19 protein-coding genes are annotated in these 18,595 nt (G+C 62.4%); 16 read left to right on the forward strand and 3 right to left on the reverse strand.

What is annotated here, in order from left to right:
* The first annotated feature begins 32 nt into the window (after positions 1-32).
* The 5 genes from ctaD (at position 33) to GH665_RS01585 (ending at position 3,793) form a co-directional block, all read left to right on the forward strand.
* Positions 33-1,646, forward strand: coding sequence for a cytochrome c oxidase subunit I (gene ctaD / locus GH665_RS01570; protein WP_120297519.1), 1,614 nt, complete (start codon positions 33-35; stop codon positions 1,644-1,646).
* Positions 1,647-1,766: 120 nt separating this feature from the next.
* Positions 1,767-1,901: a cytochrome oxidase small assembly protein gene (locus tag GH665_RS38910; protein WP_217361855.1), complete on the forward strand. Its 135-nt coding sequence runs from the start codon at positions 1,767-1,769 to the stop codon at positions 1,899-1,901.
* Between the two features lie 43 nt (positions 1,902-1,944).
* A complete protein-coding gene (locus tag GH665_RS01575; RefSeq protein ID WP_153134398.1) occupies positions 1,945-2,559 on the forward strand; it encodes a cytochrome c oxidase assembly protein in 615 nt (204 codons plus the stop codon).
* 33 nt (positions 2,560-2,592) lie between these two features.
* Entirely contained in the window at positions 2,593-2,802 is a 210-nt protein-coding gene (locus tag GH665_RS01580) for a DUF2970 domain-containing protein (RefSeq protein ID WP_153134399.1), read from the forward strand.
* 133 nt (positions 2,803-2,935) lie between these two features.
* Entirely contained in the window at positions 2,936-3,793 is an 858-nt protein-coding gene (locus tag GH665_RS01585) for a cytochrome c oxidase subunit 3 (RefSeq protein WP_153134400.1), read from the forward strand.
* Positions 3,794-3,979: 186 nt separating this feature from the next.
* Here the strand turns inward: GH665_RS01585 and GH665_RS01590 are convergent, their stop codons facing one another.
* The gene (locus GH665_RS01590) at positions 3,980-4,189 is read right to left on the reverse strand and encodes a twin transmembrane helix small protein (RefSeq protein WP_007179452.1); all 210 of its coding nucleotides are present in this window, start codon (positions 4,187-4,189) and stop codon (positions 3,980-3,982) included.
* 111 nt (positions 4,190-4,300) lie between these two features.
* Between GH665_RS01590 and GH665_RS01595 the strand changes: the two genes are divergently transcribed.
* The 5 genes from GH665_RS01595 (at position 4,301) to GH665_RS01615 (ending at position 8,430) form a co-directional block, all read left to right on the forward strand.
* Positions 4,301-5,017: an SURF1 family protein gene (locus GH665_RS01595; protein ID WP_153134401.1), complete on the forward strand. Its 717-nt coding sequence runs from the start codon at positions 4,301-4,303 to the stop codon at positions 5,015-5,017.
* A 71-nt stretch (positions 5,018-5,088) separates the two neighbouring features.
* Entirely contained in the window at positions 5,089-5,751 is a 663-nt protein-coding gene (locus tag GH665_RS01600) for an SCO family protein (RefSeq protein WP_153134402.1), read from the forward strand.
* 22 nt (positions 5,752-5,773) lie between these two features.
* On the forward strand, positions 5,774-6,883 hold the full coding sequence (locus GH665_RS01605; RefSeq protein WP_153134403.1) for a COX15/CtaA family protein: 1,110 nt from the start codon (positions 5,774-5,776) through the stop codon (positions 6,881-6,883).
* Between the two features lie 6 nt (positions 6,884-6,889).
* Entirely contained in the window at positions 6,890-7,795 is a 906-nt protein-coding gene (gene cyoE / locus GH665_RS01610; RefSeq protein ID WP_106352042.1) for a heme o synthase, read from the forward strand.
* Positions 7,796-7,800: 5 nt separating this feature from the next.
* Entirely contained in the window at positions 7,801-8,430 is a 630-nt protein-coding gene (locus GH665_RS01615; RefSeq protein ID WP_106352041.1) for an SCO family protein, read from the forward strand.
* A gap of 66 nt (positions 8,431-8,496) precedes the next feature.
* Here the strand turns inward: GH665_RS01615 and GH665_RS01620 are convergent, their stop codons facing one another.
* Positions 8,497-8,787 carry a YciI family protein gene (locus tag GH665_RS01620; protein WP_153134404.1) on the reverse strand — a complete coding sequence of 97 codons (291 nt, stop codon included), beginning with the start codon at positions 8,785-8,787 and terminating at the stop codon, positions 8,497-8,499.
* Between the two features lie 275 nt (positions 8,788-9,062).
* On the opposite strand from GH665_RS01620, the gene GH665_RS01625 reads away from it, so the two are divergent.
* Both GH665_RS01625 and GH665_RS01630 read left to right on the forward strand, forming a co-directional pair.
* A complete protein-coding gene (locus tag GH665_RS01625) occupies positions 9,063-10,619 on the forward strand; it encodes a methyl-accepting chemotaxis protein (protein WP_167530891.1) in 1,557 nt (518 codons plus the stop codon).
* Positions 10,620-10,763: 144 nt separating this feature from the next.
* Positions 10,764-11,576 carry a MetQ/NlpA family ABC transporter substrate-binding protein gene (locus GH665_RS01630; RefSeq protein WP_153134405.1) on the forward strand — a complete coding sequence of 271 codons (813 nt, stop codon included), beginning with the start codon at positions 10,764-10,766 and terminating at the stop codon, positions 11,574-11,576.
* A 91-nt stretch (positions 11,577-11,667) separates the two neighbouring features.
* Here GH665_RS01630 and GH665_RS01635 read toward each other — a convergent pair whose 3' ends face one another.
* Positions 11,668-12,594: a bifunctional helix-turn-helix transcriptional regulator/GNAT family N-acetyltransferase gene (locus GH665_RS01635; RefSeq protein ID WP_153134406.1), complete on the reverse strand. Its 927-nt coding sequence runs from the start codon at positions 12,592-12,594 to the stop codon at positions 11,668-11,670.
* A 370-nt stretch (positions 12,595-12,964) separates the two neighbouring features.
* Between GH665_RS01635 and GH665_RS01640 the strand changes: the two genes are divergently transcribed.
* The 4 genes from GH665_RS01640 to ptsP all read left to right on the forward strand — a co-directional run bounded on the left by GH665_RS01640 (position 12,965) and on the right by ptsP (position 18,516).
* Positions 12,965-13,699 (forward strand): GntR family transcriptional regulator, encoded by a 735-nt coding sequence (locus GH665_RS01640; protein ID WP_028199058.1) that lies wholly within the window; start codon positions 12,965-12,967, stop codon positions 13,697-13,699.
* Between the two features lie 110 nt (positions 13,700-13,809).
* The gene (nagA, locus tag GH665_RS01645) at positions 13,810-14,913 is read left to right on the forward strand and encodes an N-acetylglucosamine-6-phosphate deacetylase (RefSeq protein WP_153134407.1); all 1,104 of its coding nucleotides are present in this window, start codon (positions 13,810-13,812) and stop codon (positions 14,911-14,913) included.
* Positions 14,906-15,913, forward strand: coding sequence for an SIS domain-containing protein (locus GH665_RS01650; RefSeq protein WP_153138166.1), 1,008 nt, complete (start codon positions 14,906-14,908; stop codon positions 15,911-15,913). The genes nagA and GH665_RS01650 overlap by 8 nt, the downstream gene beginning before the upstream one ends.
* A gap of 11 nt (positions 15,914-15,924) precedes the next feature.
* Positions 15,925-18,516 (forward strand): phosphoenolpyruvate--protein phosphotransferase, encoded by a 2,592-nt coding sequence (gene ptsP / locus GH665_RS01655; RefSeq protein ID WP_153134408.1) that lies wholly within the window; start codon positions 15,925-15,927, stop codon positions 18,514-18,516.
* Positions 18,517-18,595: the final 79 nt, after the last annotated feature.

Raw genomic sequence — 18,595 nt, forward strand, 5'->3', positions numbered from 1 at the left:
CAGCACCGCAGTATTCGTATTAGGAGATTGTCATGTCTAGCATCGGACACGATGTAACCGCGGGCCACGAGCACGTGCACGGCGACCATGCCCACGAAACGCCGCATGGCTGGCGTCGGTGGCTGTTCGCAACCAATCACAAGGACATCGGTACGCTGTACCTGATCTTCTCGTTCACCATGTTCCTCTCCGGGGGCGTGATGGCGCTGATGATCCGTGCCGAACTGTTCGAACCGGGTCTGCAGATCATGCGCCCCGAGTTCTTCAACCAGTTGACCACCATGCACGGCCTGATCATGGTGTTCGGCGCGATCATGCCGGCCTTCGTCGGCTTCGCGAACTGGATGGTGCCGCTGCAGATCGGCGCCTCGGACATGGCTTTTGCGCGGATGAACAACTTCAGCTTCTGGCTGCTGCCGGTGGCCGCGGTGTTGCTGGTCGGTTCGTTCTTCGCACCGGGCGGCGCGACTGCCGCGGGCTGGACGCTGTACGCGCCGTTGTCGACGCAGATGGGCCCGGGCATGGACTTCGCGATTTTCGCGATCCACTTGATGGGTGCTTCGTCGATCATGGGCGGGATCAACATCGTCGTGACGATCCTGAACATGCGCGCGCCTGGCCTCACGCTGATGAAGATGCCGATGTTCGTCTGGACATGGCTGATCACCGCGTACCTGCTGATCGCCGTGATGCCGGTTCTGGCGGGCGCGATCACCATGGTGCTGTTCGATCGCCACTTCGGCACGTCGTTCTTTAATGCGGCAGGCGGCGGCGACCCGGTGATGTACCAGCATATTTTCTGGTTCTTCGGGCACCCCGAGGTGTACATCATGATCTTGCCGGCGTTCGGGATCGTGTCGCAGGTGATCCCGGCGTTCTCGCGCAAGCCGCTGTTTGGCTACAGCTCGATGGTGTACGCAACCTCGTCGATCGCGATTCTGTCGTTCATGGTCTGGGCGCACCACATGTTCGCAACCGGCATGCCGGTGACGGGCCAGTTGTTCTTCATGTACGCGACGATGCTGATCGCCGTGCCGACGGGCGTGAAGGTGTTCAACTGGGTCGCGACGATGTGGCGCGGTTCGCTGTCCTTCGAAACGCCGATGCTGTTCGCGGTGGGCTTCCTGCTGGTGTTCACGTTCGGCGGTCTGTCGGGCCTGATGCTCGCCATGGCGCCGCTGGATATCCAGTACCACGGGACTTATTTCGTGGTGGCCCACTTCCACTATGTGCTTGTTGCGGGTTCGCTCTTCGCGCTGTTCTCAGGGTGGTACTACTGGGCGCCGAAGTGGACCGGCTGGATGTACAACGAAACGCGCGGCAAGATCCACTTCTGGGCGTCGATGTTCTTCTTCAACCTCGCGTTCCTGCCGATGCACTTCGTTGGCCTCGCAGGTATGCCGCGTCGTTATGCCGACTACCCGGCACAGTTCACGGACTGGAACCAGGTGATCTCGATCGGTGCTTTCGGCTTCGGTCTGGCACAGGTCTACTTCCTGTTCGCGGTTGCATTGCCGGCCTATCGTGGCGGCGGTGAACTTGAAAAGGCTGGCGACAAGCCGTGGGACGGTGCAACGGGCCTCGAATGGACCGTGCCGAGCCCGGCTCCGTTCCATACGTTTGAGCACCCGCCGACCGTCGAGTAATCGCGGTTCCGCAAGGTTGCCGGTTCGGGTGGCGGCGTTGATATGTCGCCCGCCTGAACCTGGCAGCTACGCGAGCGGTGGCTGCGCCCTGTAGTTACGAAGGTATTCAGAAAGTCGAGCATGACGCGCAATCCTCAAGAAAGACGTACATCCGAGCAGATTCGCGCGGGCAACCGGCGCATAGGTATTGTGATGTTTGTCATCGCAGCGGCTTTTTTTGCGAGCGTCATCATCCATCAGAAGTGGTTCACCTGACGCGGCAGTTCGAGTCTGGTTTGCAAGTTTGTTGAGGATTGAGATGTCGACGCAACCGCCGGCTCAGGCCGATCGCTCTTTTAACCGTTCGATGCTGATCAAGCTGTTCGTCGTCGCGTTGATGATGTTCGGCTTCGGCTTCGCACTGGTGCCCATGTACCGCGCGATCTGCGAGGTCACCGGCATCAACAACCTCGTGCAGCGTGATGCCACGGCGCGCGAGGCGAAGAACACGCAGGTCGACATGAGCCGCACGATTTCAATCGAATTCGATGCGAACGCGCGCGGCCCGCTGGGTTTCAAGCCGGAGCAGCGCAGTCTCGACGTGCATCCGGGCGAAGTGACGACGGTGATGTACGAGGTCAGCAACGAACAGGCGCGCACGATTCAGGCGCAGGCCATTCCGAGCTACGCGCCGAAGCAGGCCACTGAGTACTTCAAGAAGATTGAGTGTTTTTGCTTTACGCAGCAGACGTTGACTGCGAATCAGACGAAGCGGATGCCGGTGGTGTTCGTGGTTGACCCGAAGTTGCCAAAGGATGTGAAAACGATCACGTTGTCGTACACGTTCTTTGAGTTGAGTACGCCGGCAGCGGCGACGGCCGGAAGTGCCTCACCCACGGCGAATACGGCGGCAACCACCGCCAATCCCGCTTGACGGTTTTTGCCGCAGGCGAAGGAAGAAGACGTAATGAGCGATAACAGCGGCGCCCCACGCAAGAGCAGTTTCGGCCAGTCGATGAAAGCCGTGTTCTGGTCGTTTTTCGGGGTGCGCAAGCGTCGGGATCTGGAAGCAGACGCTGTGCAGCTGAACCCGCTGCATGTGATCCTGGCGGCGTTGATCAGTGCGGCCATTTTCATCGGCGTGCTGATCCTGATCGTGCGCGCGGTGGTGGGTTGACGCGTTCGGGCTCACGGGGTAGTACGGGGCGCAGCAGAGCCTACGAATTAGAGTGAAGCGGTGCGGTATCGACGCGCCGCCGAAGATACAGCCGGAGATTCCGGAACAACTGGACTGAAGTGGAGAATCAAGAATGAGCGGTCAAAACGAGAGCCCGTACTATTTCGTACCGCATCCGTCGCGGCATCCGATCAGCGCCGCTGCCGGGTTGCTGGTCATGCTCGGATCGCTTGCGGCCTGGATCAACGACCATGAATTGGCGCCGCTCGGCGTCGTCGTCGGCCTGCTGTGGCTGCTGTATACGTTGTGGCACTGGTTCGGCGACGCGATCGCGGAATCCGAAGGCGGCATGTATGGCAAGAACGTCGACAAGTCGTACCGCTGGAGCATGAGCTGGTTCATCTTCTCCGAAGTGATGTTCTTCGGTGCCTTCTTCGGTGCGCTGTTCTACGCACGCGAAATCGCGCTGCATCAGCTCGGCAGTCTCGACTACAAGCTGATCTGGCCGGATTTCTCGGCGGTATGGCCGAACAACGGTCCGGCAGCGCTGGTTTCGACCTTCAAGTCGATGCAGCCGTGGCCGGTGCCGACCATCAACACGGCGCTGCTGCTGTCGTCCGGCGCTACGTTGACGGTTTCGCACCACGCACTGCGTGAAGATCATCGCAAGAAAGCGATCATCTGGCTGGCGGCTACGCTGGTGCTTGGCGTCTGCTTCCTGTTCCTGCAGGCTTTCGAGTATTTCCACGCGTATAACGAACTGAACCTGACGCTGTCCTCGGGTGTGTACGGTTCGACGTTCTTCCTGCTGACGGGTTTCCACGGTTTCCACGTATTCCTCGGCGGCACGATGCTGGCGGTGGTGCTGGTGCGGATGATTCGCGGCCACTTCACGGCGGAGCATCACTTCGCATTCGAAGGCGCCGCCTGGTACTGGCACTTTGTGGACGTTGTGTGGCTTGGGCTGTACATCGTCGTGTACTGGCTGTAACGCAGTCTGGCCTGCATACGTACTGGAAACCGACCGGTTTTTCCGAGTGCGTGCAGGCCGTTCGCGCATCGCCTCTTAAAGGCGCGGCGCACGAGCAGTACGCAAGTTATGCAGCGCCGCCCTCGACCCTGTCAGGGCGGCGTTTTGTTTGGTGAGTCTGATAGCGTGATGTGCTTTCCGCCGGGCTCAACGCCCGTAAGGAATGCCGGTCGACTGAATCCAGCCCATCCAGTGAGCGAACAGGATGAACAGGAACAACGAGATCGACAGGCCCACCCGCGTGGCGAGTGACCAGACCATCCGCTTGGTTTTGCCCTTGTCATGCATCATGAAATACAGCGCCGACACCATGCTGGCGATGATCAGGACGAAGGCGATGGGAACGAGAATGTGCATGGAACCAACTGAAACCAGAAAGCGCAGAGGCAAGACAGTTATTATCGCACCGCGCGCCGGCGTCTGCCGTTCGTTCCGGGCGGGTCCGCAGGTGGCGGTGGAGCGTGTTCGATGAAGTTTCGCCTGGTTCCCGCACTGCTGATTCTGCTTGTCATCGTGGTGACGGTGCGTCTCGGTTTCTGGCAGCGCGACCGCGCCCATCAGAAGGAAGCGCTCGAAGCGCAGATTACGCAGTTCGAAGACGCGCCCGCTCTGGCTGTTAGTGCCAGGCCGGTCGAACTGAAGGACATCGAATTCCATCGGGTGAAGGCGCGTGGCAGTTTCGTCGCGGACAAAGTTGTCTATCTGGATAATCGCCCGTATAACGATCAGCCGGGCTTTTACCTCGTGATGCCTTTTAAACTGGCCGACGGCGGTTATGTGCTGGTCAATCGCGGCTGGTTGCCACGCAACACGAGCAATCGCGAAACCATCGCGCCGTACACCACGCCGCAAGGCGAGATCGAAATCGAAGGCATTGCACGTGCCGATGCCTCGCGTGCTTTCGAGTTGGGGCAGGGCGGATCGGCCGCGCATCAGAAGATCCGCCAGAATCTGGATACGGCGGCGTACGCTGCCGAAACCGGGCTGCCATTGCAATCGTTCGTGATCCAGCAATTGAGCGACGACGGTGACAAGCTGGTGCGCGACTGGCCGGCGCCGACCACCGGTGTCGAAACCAACTACGGCTACATGTTCCAGTGGTGGGGCATGGCGGCCGCGGCCTTGGCCTTCGGCCTGTATGCCGCGCGCCGCGCCGCGAAGAAAGAGCACGCTCCGCGCGCATAACGCATCACCGCGGTTTCTCGTACTCCGAACAGGGGCCTTGAAGCCGCGCAATCATTGAAAGAGGTCCTGTAGTGTCGACGCAATCTCCCCGTTCGCCGCAAGCCGGCAAACCCGCAGCTCCGAAAGTGATGCCTGGTCAACCCAATGGCGGGGGATCGTGGAAGCGTGGCCGCTGGATGCTGCTGTTACTGGCGGTCATCTGTGCCGCACCGATCGCCGTGTCGTACTTCGTTTATTACGTGGTCAAGCCGACCGGCGGTAGCACGAGCTACGGCACGCTGGTCGAACCACAGCGGCCGATTCCGGATTCGCTCGTCGTGACGGGTGAAGACGGCAAGCCGCTTAAGCTCGCGTCGCTGCGCGGCCACTGGCTGATGATCTCCGTCGACAACAGCGCATGCGACAAAGCCTGCGCTACCAAGCTGTACTTCATGCGACAAATACGCGCAGCTCAGGGCCCGGAACGCGAACGCGTCGTAGAAGTGTGGCTGCGCACCGATGCAGGCAACGTGTCCGACGTGATACAAAAGGCCTATCCCGACACCGACATGCTGATTGCCAACCCGGCGGAGGTGTCCGCGTGGTTGCCGACCGACACCGGCACCCAACTCACCGACCACATCTACATGGTCGATCCGAACGGCAATCTGATGATGCGTTTCCCGAAAGATCCCAACCCCAGCAAGATCAAAGGTGACGTGACCAAGCTGCTCAAATGGTCGAGCATCGGTTGATGCCGCAACAAGGGTAAGAAAGATGTTCGTACTGCAACTGGCCCTGATTGGCTTTTGTATCGCGGCGTTGCCGCTGTCCTACGTTTGGGTCAAAGCCGACGACGGCAAATTCCGCAAGCTGGTGTGGCTTACCACCTTCCTGACGCTGGACCTGGTGATGTTCGGCGGCTTTACGCGGCTCACCGATTCCGGTCTCGGCTGCCCCGACTGGCCTGGTTGCTATGGCACGTCGTCGCCGTTCATCGCGCACGCCGCGATTACCGCCGCGCATCAATTGATGCCCACCGGCCCGGTCAGCATGACCAAAGCCTGGATCGAGATGATCCACCGCTACTTCGCGATGGCAATCGGCGTGCTGATCATCGCGCAGACCTTGATTGCGTGGACTGCGCGCATCAAGCGCCGTCCGCTGCATGTGTCGCCGTGGTGGCCGACTTCGCTGCTGCTGCTGATTCTCGTGCAGGGCGCGTTCGGTGCGTGGACCGTGACCATGAAGCTGCAGCCGATTATCGTCACGACCCATTTGCTGCTCGGCCTCGCATTGCTCGGCACGCTCGGCTGGCTGGCCGCGCGCCAAACGCCGCTGCCGGCCCATGAGCCCGAGGCCGCGCGCTGGCGTGCGGCGGCGCTCGCCGGTCTCGTACTGCTGGTCGTGCAGATCGCGTTGGGCGGCTGGGTCAGCACCAACTACGCGGTGCTCGCCTGCACGGACTTCCCGACCTGCAACGGCCAATGGATCCCGCCGATGGACTTCGCGCATGGCTTCCACTTGTGGCGCGCACTCGGCATGACCGGCGACGGCGACATGATCACGCAAGATGCGCTGGTCGCCATTCACTGGACGCATCGCACGTTCGCGATTGTCGTGGTCGCGTATCTGGTGTGGCTGGCGCTGAAACTGCGCCGTTTCGAGTCGCTGCGGCGCCCGGCCAACGGCGTGTTGCTGGTGGTGCTGATCCAGTTCATCACCGGCTTATCGAACATCGTTCTGCAATGGCCGTTGCCCATTGCGGTCGCGCATAACGGGGGGGCCGCAATCCTGCTGCTTCTGCTCGTTATGTTAAACTTTCGGATCGCTTATAGCCGTCCCGGCCGCGCCGTGTTGCCTGCGCGCGATGCCGCGCCAGCGTGACCCCACATGGACAGCACAACACTCTCCCAAACGCCCGGTAGCCGGGTCTCCCAGTACATCGCCCTGACGAAGCCGCGCGTCACGCAGCTCGCTGTGTTCTGCGCAGTCATCGGCATGTTTCTGTCGACGCCCGGCATGGTGCCGTGGACCGTTCTGATCGGCGGCACCGTCGGCATCTGGCTGCTGGCCGGTGCGGCGTTCGCCATCAATTGCCTGATGGAACAGAAGATCGACGCGAAGATGCGTCGCACGTCATGGCGGCCGTCCGCGCGCGGCGAAATCACGACCCCACAGATCCTGCTGTTTTCGGCCGTGCTCGGCGGCCTCGGCATGTGGACGCTCTACACGTTCGCCAATCCGCTGACCATGTGGCTCACGCTCGCCACTTTCGTCGGCTATGCGGTCATCTATACGCTGCTGCTCAAACCGGCCACGCCACAGAACATCGTGATCGGCGGCGCGTCCGGCGCGATGCCGCCGGCGCTCGGTTGGGCCGCGGTCACCGGCCACGTGCCGGGTGACGCATGGATTCTCGTGCTGATCATTTTCGTGTGGACTCCGCCGCATTTCTGGGCACTCGCACTGTATCGCCGCAAAGACTACGAAAACGCCGGTCTGCCGATGCTGCCGAATACGCACGGCGAAAAGTACACGCGCCTGCATATTCTGCTGTACACCGTGATCCTGTTCGCGGTCACGATGATGCCGTTTATCTCCGGCATGAGCGGCGTGGTGTACCTCGTGGCGGCCGTGTTGCTCGGTGCCGTATTCCTCGCGTATGCGTGGAAGATCTATCGGGAGTATTCCGACGATCTGGCGCGCAAGACTTTCCGTTATTCGATCGTCTATCTGTCGGTGCTGTTCGTCGCGCTGTTGATCGACCACTATGCGCGCGTCGTGATCGGCGCGTAACACCCATGCTTACACAACGCTTTGTGCGCAAGGCGCGTGCCGCCGCGCGTGTCACCCTGATCGCTTGCGCACTTGGCGGTGCGCTGCTGGTTGCGGGCTGCGGCAAGCAGCCGCCGGCTTTCCAGAATCTCGACATCACCGGCAACACGCAATTCGGTAGCGACTTTTCGCTCCCCGACACATCCGGCAAGATCCGCACAATGGCGGATTACAAGGGCAAAGTAGTGGTGCTGTTCTTTGGCTACACGCATTGCCCGGACGTCTGCCCGACCACGATGGCCGAGCTCTCGCAAGCTCTCCAGCAACTCGGTCCGGAAGACGCGAAGCGCGTGCAGGTGCTGTTCGTCACCGTCGATCCCGATCGCGACACACCGGCCCTGCTCGCGCAATACGTGCCGGCGTTTAATCCGACGTTCGTCGGCTTGCGTCCGGCGGACCAGGCACAACTCACCAAAATCACGAAAGACTTCCGCGTCTACTACGCGAAAGTACCGGGCAAGACACCCGATAGCTACACGATGGACCACACGGCGGCGAGCTATGTGTTCGACACAGATGGCAAGCTACGTCTGTTCGCGCGCGATGGTCAGGGCGCCACGCCGTGGGTGCACGATATCAAGCTGCTGCTCGATTGACGTATTGATGCAGACGGGCGCGTGCATCTGCCGCGCGCCCGTATTCAAATCCCTTCGCTGTAATCCTCAAGCCGGCATCGGCAAAGTCATTCCCGGCGCGAGGCGTGTCGCCCTGAACTCCGTCACCTCGTAACGCGCGAGCTTCTGCTGGGCAAACGGGTCGCTGGCGAGAATCTCATCCAGCTTATCGCGCTCGATGCGCACCGCCAGAATGATGCCGCCGTCGCGCGGTACTTTCGGCCCGGCAGCCACGAATACTCCCGATTCGAAGTGTCTTGTCAGAAACGTGCGGTGCGCTTCGAGCGCGTCGTCCACGCGTTCGAGCGATGCGGTGTAGATGAGATTGATGACGTACATGAGCGTTCTCGTAAGCGAATGGCTGGGCCGCATGGATTCGCGGGCAATGGCCTTCAATTATCTGTCACCGGACGATTCGTTGCGCACCATCAATACCTGCTCATGTTGTGCTCTCACGGTTGTCGCTTCCTTACAAGTTGCCTCAAGTTGAGCGGCTGACATGCCGATATACCTGTGGCAATCGTTTGCGCGTCAGGTCGTCAGCGCTCGCAGCGCGAGACGACGGCGACATCGGCATGCAAACAGAACACGACCACAAGAGAGAGATCACAGCAATGAGCAGGATGAGTTTGAATCGCAAACTATGGTTGTCGCTCGCGCTCGTCTGGCTGGGACTGCTCGGCGTCGGGCTGTGGAGCGCGGTTGAAACGCGCAGCACGATGCTGGCCGAGCGCAAGGCGGGCATGGTGAACCTCGTCGACGCGGCGCAGGGTGTTGTGAAGGGCTACTACGCGCTTTCGCAGAGCGGCAAGATGAGCGAGGCCGACGCCCAGCGCGAAGCGCTCGCCCGTCTCGCTACCATGCGTTACGGCGAATCCGGCTATCTGTTCGTGATGGACTCGAAGCCGGTCGTGCTGATGCACCCGACGCTGCCGCAAATGACCGGCAAGGCGGTCGGCGACTTCAAGGATCCGGACGGCAAGCTGCTGTATGTGACGATCGTCGACGCGGCCAAAGCAAGCGGCCGAGGCTTCGCTGAATATCGCGGACGCTTGCCGCACAGTGAAACCGCAGTACCGAAAATCAGCTACGTGGTGCGTTTCGCGCCATGGGACTGGAACATCACGAGCGGCGTGTTCATCAAGGACATCGACACGGTTTACTACGAAACGCTGCTGGGCCACCTGCTCGTCGTGCTGGTGATCGGCGCGATCATTTCGCTGGCGATGGTGCTGATCATCCGCAACGTGCGCGCGAGTCTCGGCGGTGAACCGGACCACGCGGCGCGTCTTGCCGCCAGCATCGCCAAGGGCGATCTCACCCAGGTAGTCGACGTTCGCGCGCAAGACAAGACCAGCATGATGGCGGCCATGCACGAGATGCAGAGCCGTTTGCAGCGGACCATCGGCGAGATTCGTCATTCGGCGGAATCGATTGCCTCGGCGACCCAGCAGATCGCCGCCGGCAATGGCGATCTGTCACAGCGCACCGAGCAGCAGGCGGCCTCGTTGCAGGAGACGGCGGCGAGCATGGAAGAGCTCACCGCGACGGTCAAGCAGAACGCGGACAACGCGCGCCAGGCGAGTGGCCTGGCTCACAGTGCATCGGAAATCGCGACGCGCGGCAACGACGTGGTGAGCCGCGTGATCGGTACGATGGGCGAGATCAACGACAGCTCGCGGCAGATTGCCGACATCATCGGTGTGATCGAAGGCATTGCGTTCCAGACCAATATTCTGGCGCTGAACGCGGCGGTCGAAGCCGCCCGCGCCGGCGAGCAAGGTCGCGGCTTTGCGGTGGTCGCAGGAGAAGTGCGCAGCCTCGCGCAACGCTCGGGAACGGCAGCCAAGGAGATCAAGCAGTTGATCGGCGCTTCGGTGGAGCGCGTGCACAACGGTTCGACGCTGGTCCAGCAGGCCGGCACGACGATGGGCGAGATTCTGCAAGCGGTGCAGCGTGTCACGGACATCATGGGCGAGATCGCGGCGGCCTCCGAAGAGCAGAGCAGCGGGATTTCGCAAGTGGGCCGCGCAGTCACGCAGATGGACGAAGTGACGCAGCAGAACGCCGCGCTGGTCGAACAGGCCGCGGCTGCGGCGGCATCATTGCAGGATCAGGCTGGGCGTCTGCGTGACACAGTGAGCGCATTTCGCGTAAACGCCGCCGCATAAGACGCATAAGGATATGCGATCGTGATATTTCCCATCTCGCTGGGCATATGAGACCATTTGCGGTCCAGTTGGCGGCGCGAGCGTAGCAGCGCTGCCGCCGGCTTCCACCCGAATCTGACATCGATCAGAAAAAGCGAGATTTACATGCAGCGCAGAAATATCCTCAAAGCCCTCTCGGCTGTGGTCGCCGGTGCGGCGATCTTCACCAGCCTCGGCGCACATGCCGACGACAAGGTCATCAAGGTCGGCACGATTGGCGGCCCGGATGCGCAAATCTGGGAAGTCGTCACGAAAGTAGCGAAGCGCGAAGGCCTGAACGTAAAGGTCGTCGAATTCAACGATTACGTGCAGCCGAACGCCGCGCTCGACGCAGGCGATCTGGACGCCAACAGCTTCCAGCACCAGCCGTACCTCGACAGCCAGGTCAAGCAGCGCGGCTACAAGATCGTCAACGCCGGTCTGACCTACATTTCGCCGCTCGGCATCTATTCGAAGAAGCTGAAGTCGCTGAAAGATCTGGCGCAAGGCGCGAAGATCGCGGTGCCGAACGATCCGTCGAACGAGAACCGCGCGCTGCTGCTGTTGCAGGCGCAAGGCGTGATCAAGCTGAAGGCGGGCGCGGGTACGGACGGCAATAACGCCACGCCGCTCGACGTCGCCGAGAACCCGAAGAAGATCAAGCTGGTCGAGCTCGACGCAGCCCAACTGCCGCGTTCGCTGTCGGACGTCGACGCCGCCGCGATCAACACGAACTTCGCGTTGGCAGCCGGTCTGCAGCCGACCAAAGACGCGATCGCGCTCGAAGACATCCACAGCCCGTACGCGAACCTGATCGCCGTGCGTGCGCAGGACAAGGACAAGCCGTGGGTCAAGAAGCTGGTCGCGGCTTACCAGTCGGAAGACGTGCGCCAGTTCATCAAGACGCAGTTCAAGGGTTCGGTGGTGCCGTCGTTCTAAGCGGCATCCTTACCTAAGTCGTAAAACGAAAACGCCACGGTCGCAAGCCGTGGCGTTTTTTTGTTCCCGCGTCGCGCATGGTTTGGCGAAGCTACAGATCCAACTCCCACCGCTCGATCATCAGATCCTTGCCGAAGCGCCGCTCCGCAGTCGTGCAGGCGAGCTGGAAGCCGGCGCGCTCGCATAGCCGCCTTGGCTCCTCGAGCGCGCTGGCCGTGGTCAGTGTGAGTTTGGTGTAACCCGCGCGTCGCGCGAACCGCACGCATTCGTTCATCAACTGCGAGCCGATGCCAAGACGCTGCACGTCCGGTTCGACCCACAAGAGCCGCACGCCCGCCACCGTCGTCGAGACCCCGACGATGCACACCGAGCCGACCACCATGCCGTCCTGATCGGCGACCCAGCACATTTCGCGCACTGGATCATGGCGTTGCGTGTAATCGGCGACGATGCGCGAAAGCAGGCCTTCGAACGATTGATCCCAGCCGTATTGCGTGGAGAACCACTGCGCCTGCCGATGCACGAGCCAACCGCAGTCGCCGGCACGGGGTTGTCGAAGGATCACGAGATCGTGTTTCGGCTTGCTGTCGAGCATCCGCTCGATCACCTTCATCGAGGTGATCAACTGTTCCTGCGAGAGCACGGTGAGGCCGTTCAGCAGCGTCGATACCTCTTCGATGGCTGCGGTATCGAGCGGCGCGTAGGCCGCGTGACCGTTGTCGGTGAGCGCAATGAGCGACTGACGCGCGTCCGAGTCGGACGGGCGCCGCGTAATCAGGTCGCGTCGTTCGAAGCTGGTCAGAAGGCGGCTGAGGTAACCGCTGTCGAGGCCGAGATTGCGCCCGAGCACCGACGCCGTCTGCGCGCGTCCGCGGGACAGTTCGTGCAGAACGCGTACTTCTGTCAGCGAGAAGGCGCTTTTAGCCAGATGCTCGTGCAGGGCACCGATGTGCTGGGTATAGAAGCGGTTGAAATGGCGGACGGCCTGAGCACGCCGCAGCGCCTCGGAATCTGTCAAATGCTGCTCCCCGGGGAGTTTTTGTGGCTTGCTACCCAGCACTATATTGGAAGGCATCTCATTAAAAAAGCCGCACGGCTTAAGGTCACATCAAAGTGGTATCAGACAGGTATCGCTCTCTTGGTATGCCGATGACCCGATAGAGGACCAGTGGGCCTGCCGGATACTCCGCACATCTCGAATACGGGTAAATCCCGATCCCTGTAAACCACCCTCCAGAGCCCGAAAATCGCCTTATAACGCCGATGCAGCAAGGCTTTCCGCCAATCCGCAGAAGCATGGGACCAGTTGATTGACTGGTATTATGTTGGTTATATAATGGGCTCTCATTTTCGTAGGCTGCATTCTTCGAGACGACCGCCGGAGCCCCATGGAAACTCGCTGGTCCGCACTGATGCCTGACGCTCGCAACGTCACGCCACTCTATCTGCAGCTCGCGCGCAATCTGGCGACGGCGATCCACTGCGGCGTGTGGTCGGCGGGGGAGGCGCTGCCGTCGGAGCGCACGCTCTCGGACGCGATCGGCGTGTCGCGCATCACCGCACGCAAGGCAATCGAGCTGCTGGTCGAGCAGGGTCTGATCCGGCGGGCGCGAGGCGCGGGCAGCTTCATTACGCCGCGTGTCGAAGACCCGCTGTCGCGGCTCACCGGTTTCACGAAGAAGATGCAGCAACGCGGCTTCCGGCCTGACTCGGTGTGGCTCGAGCGCGATATCCGCGCCGCCAACCGTGATGAGCTGGTGCACCTCGGCCTGTCGCCCGGCGCGGCGGTGACGAGCTTGCGGCGCCTACGGCGCGCGGACGGCATCGTCATGGCGGTCGAGCATTCGGCGCTGCCCGCCGCGATCGTGCCCGATCCGCAGGCGATCGGCGTGTCGCTTTACAGCTATCTCGAACAACGCGGCGCCGCCATCGTGCGCGCCTTGCAGCACTTTCGCGCGGTCAACGCCTCGAGCGAGATCGCCGCGTTGATGGATATTGAACCGCGCTCGGCGCTGCTGGTCATCACCCGTATCGGGTATAGCGCGGACCAGCGTGCGATCGAATTGACCGACACCTATTGCCGCGACGATTACTACGATTTTGTCGCTGAATTGCGCACCTGATCGATGTGCCTGACAGGCGCATGCGAGCAGGCCGCGCGGCTCGCTGTCATGTGCGGCGCCATCGAGCGCATTTCAGTCGCACCCCGCATTACGCCTCACCAGAGAGACTCATGCTGACCGGAAACATACTCACCACCGATGGGTGGATTCACGGCACGCTCGAATACGAAAACGGCCGCATCACGGCACTGACCGGCGAACGCGCCGATCCGGCGAAGAACGACGCGCCCTACATCCTGCCTGGCTTCATCGATCTGCACGTGCATGGCGGCGGCGGTTCCGACGTGATGGAAGGCGGCGACGCGATCGAAACCATCACCCGCACGCATGCGCGTTACGGTACGACCAGCCTGCTCGCTACCACGATGACCGCGCCGCGCGCCGAGCTGATGAATGTCGTCGCGGGGTTGGGCAACAACGCGCGGATTCGCACACCAGGCGGCGCGCGCGTGCTCGGCGTTCATCTTGAAGGTCCGTATATCAATCCCGGCAAACTCGGCGCGCAGCCGGACGCCGCCGTGTCCGCGGTGATGGACGAAGTGCTGAAGTATCTGTCGATCGCGCCGATTCGCGTGGTCACGCTGGCGCCGGAAATCGCCGGCCATATGGAGATCATTTCCGAGATGGCGGCGCGTGGTGTGCGCGTGCAGCTTGGCCATTCACTCGGCACTTACGACGACGCCGTCGCCGCGCTCAAGCACGGTGCATGCGGTTTCACACACCTGTTCAACGCGATGTCGCCGCTGCATCACCGTAACCCAGGCCTCGTCGGCGCCGCGCTCGCGCACGCCGAATTCGCCGAAATCATTCCCGACTTGCTGCACGTTCATCCGGGCGCGATCCGTGCCGCGTTGCGCGCGATTCCGCGCCTCTACGTGGTGACGGACAGCACTTCGGCCACCGGCATGCCCGACGGCGAATACCGCCTCGGCAGCCAGCATGTGACGAAGTGCCTCGGCGGTGTGCGTCTTGCCGACGGCACACTCGCCGGCAGCACCCTGACGATGGATCAGGCGCTGCGCAATCTTGTATCGATCGGCTTGCCGATCGCCGATGTTTCAAACCGTTTGTCGCGCTACGCCGCCGACTACCTCGGCATCGAAGACCGCGGCCGCATTGCACGCGGCGCGTGGGCCGATGTGGTCGTGTTCGATCGTGAACTGGCGTTGACCGCGACATACGTCGAAGGAGAATCAATTGTCGAATATGCTTAAAGAGGCGCTGGCGTCCGCTGAAACGGTCGCCGCGCAACTCGCGGACACCTCGCGCGTCGAGGCGCTGGCAGCGAAGCTCGCCCAGCAACCGCGCCATGTCGCACTGACAGTCGCGCGCGGCAGCTCGGATCATGCGGCGAGTTACTTCGCAAGCCTGACGATGAGCCGTCTCGGCGTGCCGGTCGCCTCGCTGCCGATGTCGGTTGCGACGCTTCAGCAAGCGCCGCTGCAGGTACGCGATCAGCTCGCGCTGGCGTTCTCGCAGTCGGGCAAGAGCCCGGATCTGGTCGGCACGATGGAAGCGCTGCGCAAGGCCGGTGCGTTGACGGTGGCTGCGGTGAACGCGCCGAACTCGCCGTTGGCGGACGCGTGCGAATTCCACTTGCCGCTCATGGCCGGCCCGGAACTGAGCGTTGCGGCAACCAAGAGCTATATCGCCATGCTGTCGATCTCCGCGCAACTGGTCGCTCACTGGCAGAAGGACGACGCGTTGCTTGGCGCGTTGAACACGTTGCCGGACGCGCTTCAGAGCGCCGGCAAGCTCGACTGGTCGAAAGCCGTGGACGAACTACGCGGCATCGAACGCATGATCGTGATCGGCCGTGGTCTGGGTCTCGCGATTGCGCAGGAAGCCGCGCTGAAATTGAAAGAGACGTCCGGCATTCAGGCTGAAGCGTTTTCGAGCGCCGAAGTGCGCCACGGTCCGATGGAACTGATCGACCGCGACTATCCGCTGCTGGTGTTCGCACCGCGCGGCCCCGAACAGGCCGGCCTGCTGCAACTCGCGCGCGACATGCAGGCGCGCGGCGCGCGCGTGCTGCTCGCAGCGCCGGGCGATGTGCCCGAAGCAACGCTGCCGCTTGCCACTACCGCTCATGCGGCGCTCGATCCGATCGCCGCGATCCTGTCCTTTTATGTGATGGCTGCCGGCCTTGCCGCCGCACGCGGGCGCAATCCTGACGCGCCACGCCATCTCAACAAAGTCACCGAAACTCACTGACGAGAAATCAGATGCGACGTGTCGAGGAGTCCCGCTTGATCAGCCATTCTGAAGGCCAAATTGTTTTGCTCGCGCCGATGACCGGTCCGGTCGTGCCGTTGGCGAATGTGCCCGACCCTGTGTTTTCGGGCGGCATGTTCGGCGATGGCATTGGCATCGATCCGCTCGAGGGGCGACTCGTCGCGCCGTGCGACGGCACGATCACCCATCTCGCGCGCACCGGCCACGCGGTCACGCTCGCGACAGCCGAAGGCGTGGAGATTCTGCTGCACATCGGCATCGACACAGTCGAGCTGAACGGTCAAGGTTTCGCGCCGATGGTCGCGCAAGGCGCAACCGTGCGCACCGGCGACATCCTGATCGAATTCGATCAGGACCGGGTCGCGCTGAACGCGCCGAGCCTCGTCTCGGTGATCGCGATCGCCAACTCGGATGCGTTCGAGATTGTCGAGCGCGCGCCGGGCGGCATGCTGAAGGCCGGTGAAACGCCGCTACTGGTGCTGCGTGCTCGCGGCGGAGAAGCGGCGCAGGCGTCGCGCCAGGCCAGTGCGACCAACGTGACCGAAGAGGCCCGTCAGCAAGTCACGCTGGTGCACGCAGGCGGTCTGCACGCACGGCCTGCCGCACGTGCTCGTGAAGCGGCGCGCGGTTTCGATGCGCGTGTCGAGGTGCGTTACGAAGGGCGCAAGGCGGCAATCGAGAGCGTGGTCGGTTTGCTAGGCCTCGGCGCGGGCGAAGGTGCGACGGTCGAGTTGCTCGGCGTCGGTCCGCAAGCCAAAGCCGCGATCGAAGCGATCGCCCATGAATTGACACGTGAAGCGCACGGCGAAGTCGAAGAAAAACCGGCACGTCAAAGCTCGCCGGCGCCGCAAGCCGTTGCCCACGCAGCGGGTGAAACGCTTGCGCCGAATACGCTCGCGGGTGTGTGCGCGGCGCCGGGCGTCGCGGTCGGCAAGCTGGTGCGTTGGGACGATGCGGATATCGATCCGCCGGAAAAGGCGAATGGCACGTCGGCGGCTGAAAGCCGTCTGCTGGACAAAGCGATTGCTACCGTCGACGCCGATCTCGGTACCACGGTGCGCGATGCGTCGCAACGTGGTGCGGTGGGTGAAGCGGGTATTTTCGCGGTGCATCGCGTCTTGCTTGAAGATCCGACCCTGGTCGATGCCGCGCGCGATCTGATCAGTCTCGGCAAGAGCGCCGGCTTTGCGTGGCGCGAAGCGATCCGTGCACAGATCGCCATCCTGATGAATATCGAAGACGCCTTGCTCGCAGAGCGTGCCGCCGATCTGCGCGACATCGAAAAACGTGTGTTGCGCGCGCTCGGTTATACGAATGCGGCGGCGCGCACGCTGCCGGACGAAGCGGTTCTGGCGGCCGAAGAGTTCACGCCTTCCGATCTTTCCACGCTGGATCGCTCGCGCGTCACGGCCCTCGTGATGGCGCGCGGCGGAGCGACCTCGCATGCGGCGATTCTCGCGCGTCAGGCCGGCATTCCGGCGCTGGTGGCAGTCGGCGATGCATTGCATGCGATCCCTGAAGGTACGCAGGTCGTGGTGAACGCCACTACCGGCCGCCTCGAATTTGCTCCGACCGAACTCGACGTCGAACGCGCGCGTCTTGAACGTAGCCGCCTCGCCGGCGTGCGCGAAGCAAATCGCCGCACGTCGCAACAAGCCGCGGTCACCGCAGACGGCCGCGCGATCGAAGTCGCCGCCAACATCGCCACGCTCGACGATGCGAAAACCGCCGTCGACAACGGCGCGGATTCCGTCGGTCTGCTGCGCACCGAACTGCTGTTCATTCACCGCGCCGCAGCGCCGACCACCGACGAACATCGCCAGAGCTACCAGGCCATCGTCGATGCATTGAGCGGCCGCACCGCGATCATTCGCACGCTGGACGTCGGCGCGGACAAGGAAGTCGACTACCTGACGCTGCCGCCCGAACCGAATCCGGCGCTTGGGCTGCGCGGCATCCGCCTCGCACAGGTGCGCCCGGATCTGCTCGACGACCAATTGCGTGGTCTGCTGGCGGTGCAGCCGCTCGGCGCCGTCCGCATCCTGTTGCCGATGGTGACCGATGTGGGCGAGCTGATCCGCATCCGCAAGCGCATCGGCGAATTTGCCCGTGAATCGGGCCGTACGGAACCGATTGAAGTTGGCGTGATGATCGAAGTGCCGTCGGCCGCGTTGCTCGCCGATCAACTGTCGCAGCACGCGGATTTCCTCTCGATCGGCACCAACGATCTGACGCAATACACGCTTGCCATGGATCGCTGCCAGGCCGACCTCGCCGCTCAGGCGGACGGTTTGCATCCGGCGGTGCTGCGTTTGATCGCAGCGACCGTGCAGGGCGCGAACAAGCATGGCAAATGGGTCGGCGTATGCGGCGCACTGGCGGGCGATCCCGTTGCCATGCCGCTGCTCGTCGGCCTCGGTGTGACCGAGCTTTCGGTGGACCCGGTGTCGGTGCCTGGCATCAAGGCGCGCGTGCGCAACCTCGATTATCAGCTGTGCCGCCAACGCGCCCAGGATGCCCTGGCGCTCGAATCGGCGCAGGCGGTAAGAGCAGTAAGTCGCGAAACCTGGCCTTTGGACTGAACCCACACAGTCCGCAACCAGTTTCGCATAGTCAGGACGTATCGCTACAAAACTCAACGACGACAGTCGACAACGAGAC

Source organism: Paraburkholderia agricolaris (genome assembly GCF_009455635.1).
Lineage (GTDB): Bacteria > Pseudomonadota > Gammaproteobacteria > Burkholderiales > Burkholderiaceae > Paraburkholderia > Paraburkholderia agricolaris.